We start from the raw sequence: 3,238 nt of genomic DNA, 5'->3' as shown, positions 1-3,238 counted from the left end.
CAACAACTCGGTCGACAACAACACCGTCGGCATCACGGCATGGGGCTACGCCAACAACCGCAACGACGTGTCCGTGGCCGAGGCCGCATCCTTCTCGAACAACACGTTTCTCCCTGCTGGGGCTGTTCCCGTATCCACAGAAGCCTCAGAATACACTCTTTGGACGCAGAAATTGCAGCAGAACGGCATTGTGATAGGTCCTAATGGTACATCCGGATCAACTACAACAACAAATCAGGCCCCTAATGTTACCCTCACTTCCCCAGCATCGGGAGCGGCATTCACAGCAGGTAACACTATCACCCTTACTGCAAGCGCGAGTGATGCAGACGGCACAGTAGCCAGAGTGGAATTTTTCGCTGGATCTACAAAAATAGGCGAAAGCACAGCATCTCCGTACTCTTTTAACTGGGCAAGTGTAGCGGCAGGTTCTTACAGCCTTACTGCCAAGGCTACAGATGACAAAGGAGCTACAAAGGTATCTGCTGCAGTATCTATTTCTGTTGCCACTGCAACAACTTCTACTGTAACCACCACAACTACAACGGGCACTGGCAAGATTTCGAGAGAGTACTGGGCCAACGTTTCCGGCTCAGGCATCGCCAACATACCGCTGACCTCGGCGCCGACAAGCGTGACGGACCTGACGAGCCTGGAGGCGCCGACCAACGTCGCCGACAACTACGGCCAGCGCATCCGCGGCTACGTAACCGCGCCGGAGAGCGGCCAGTACACCTTCTGGGTGGCCGGCGACAACAGCGCCGAGCTGTGGCTGAGCACCTCTGAGGACCCTGCCGGCAAGGTGAAGCTGGCCTCAGTGAGCGGCTGGACAAACCCGCGCGAGTGGGGCAAGTATACCACGCAGCAGTCGGTGAAGGTGAGCCTGCAGGCAGGCAAGCGCTACTACATCGAGGCCCTGATGAAGGAGGAGAACGGCGGCGACAACCTGGCCGTGGCCTGGCAGCTGCCGAGCGGCGCCACCGAGGCCCCGATCGCGGGCAGCAGACTGTCGCAGCTGGGAAGCACAGCGACTTCGACCACAACGACGCAGCCTGCGCCGACAACAACAACCACAACTACAACGGGCACTGGCAAGATTTCGAGAGAGTACTGGGCCAACGTTTCCGGCTCAGGCATCGCCAACATACCGCTGACTTCGGCGCCGACAAGCGTGACGGACCTGACGAGCCTGGAGGCGCCGACCAACGTCGCCGACAACTACGGCCAGCGCATCCGCGGCTACGTAACCGCACCGGAGAGCGGCCAGTACACCTTCTGGGTGGCCGGCGACAACAGCGCCGAGCTGTGGCTGAGCACCTCTGAGGACCCTGCCGGCAAGGTGAAGCTGGCCTCAGTGAGCGGCTGGACAAACCCGCGCGAGTGGGGCAAGTATACCACGCAGCAGTCGGTGAAGGTGAGCCTGCAGGCAGGCAAGCGCTACTACATCGAGGCCCTGATGAAGGAGGAGAACGGCGGCGACAACCTGGCCGTGGCCTGGCAGCTGCCGAGCGGCGCCACCGAGGCCCCGATCGCGGGCAGCAGACTGTCGCAGCTGGGAAGCACAGCGACTTCGACCACAACGACGCAGCCTGCGCCGACAACAACAACCACAACTATTGCAACAGGTAAGATCACACGTGAATTCTGGGCTAATGTAAACACTGAAAGCATCAGCCAGCTTCCGCTAACAAATACTCCAACAAGTGTTACTGAACTGACAGTACTGGAGACACCTAGCAACATCGGTGATAATTATGGACAGCGTGTTCGTGGTTACATTATAGCCCCTGAAAGTGGCCAGTATACTTTCTGGATTGCTGGCGACAATAATGCTGAACTTTGGTTAAGCACCTCTACTGACCCTGCCGGCAAGGTTAAACTGGCTTACGTAAATGGCTGGACTAACCCACGTGAGTATACTAAATATACAACACAGCAGTCCGTGAGAGTAACTTTAGAGGCTGGCAAGGCATATTATGTTGAAGTATTACATGCTGAGGTTGCAGGTGGCGACAACCTATCGGTGAGCTGGCAGTTGCCAAGTGGTGCTAAAGAAGCTCCAATCGCAGGCAAGCATTTAGCGCCAATCTCTGCCACACTTGGTACCATCTCTACCTTATCTTCTTCTGTAGCTGGTGATGATGTAGAACTTACTTTTGAGGGCACTACAGCCTACCCAAATCCTTTTAGAGATATGATTACTTTGGATTTTGGTGACAAAGAAGTGACACTGCAGCGCGTAGTGCTAGTAAATCAAGCTGGTAAAGTTGTGTATGAAGAGAAAGGCAACCTTGAACTTGTAAACAATAAGTTGGAAATCAATTTATCCAATGCCAAGATCAATAGCGGCTTATACTTCCTGACTTACACTGATGCGCAAGGCAAAACAGACGCTATCAAAGTGATTAAAGAGTAACACAGTACATTCATATAACAAAAAAAGCGCCTGTACTTTACAGGCGCTTTTTTTGTTATATATCATTCATTTTAAAACAGTAAGCCCTCTAAAAAGATAAGTCACTTCTGGAGCAACAGCTGGGGTATGACACCTACTATACTGCAGATCTTATAATGTACTTTTAACACGCATCATAGACTGTAAAGCTGATCTAATTAACACAACTAAGTTATAAGCTAGTTTTAAATAAGTTGAACTGTACATACCTTTAAAAACTACAAACAAGAACAAATCAATCGATATCAGATATATTTAAAAGGTGTTTAAGGTAAAGATTTATTAAATTTAGATAGCCCACTCAGCTAAATAAAGGAGAGTAAAGCAATAAAAAACGAATATAATAATTCTAGATATTAAAAATATACCATTTTAAATATCTGAAATTTTTTTAAATTATTTTATAGGCACAAAAACACACTCAATTACCATTTAAACGGGCTTTTTGCAGTTACAAAACCTACTAGCAACACCAGCATTTATAATTTTTTTTACTAATTTCCACCTTACAAATTAGCATTTGTAAAAATTTCTCAGTTACATTTGCAACAACTTATATATAAATCATTTAGCCACACACAAGAGTAAAAGAATTGTAGACAAAATTTAGCACAGTCTTGGGAATGCGCCAACATAACCAGACTCCCCAGCTAAAGCTACATTATTAGTAAAGTCAAATTTTCAACTTTTAGCCAAAAAAGATGAATGCACTAACCTCTTATGCAAATAAGAGAGCTAGCCGGGCCTTTCTTGCCCTCCTGCTCACTTTAGTAACGTGTGTAC

Annotated in this window: 1 protein-coding gene; it reads left to right on the top strand. The window is 48.9% G+C overall.

The window, feature by feature from the left end; translation table 11 throughout:
• On the top strand, positions 1-2,416 hold a 2,416-nt coding region (locus H8S84_RS19945; RefSeq protein ID WP_187069176.1), incomplete at its 5' end, for a PA14 domain-containing protein.
• Positions 2,417-3,238: the final 822 nt, after the last annotated feature.

The sequence above is a fragment of the Pontibacter cellulosilyticus genome (assembly GCF_014306105.1).
In the GTDB taxonomy this organism is placed as follows: domain Bacteria; phylum Bacteroidota; class Bacteroidia; order Cytophagales; family Hymenobacteraceae; genus Pontibacter; species Pontibacter cellulosilyticus.
Note: the sequence above shows the minus strand (reverse complement) of the source record. Positions and strands in the feature narration are given on the sequence as shown.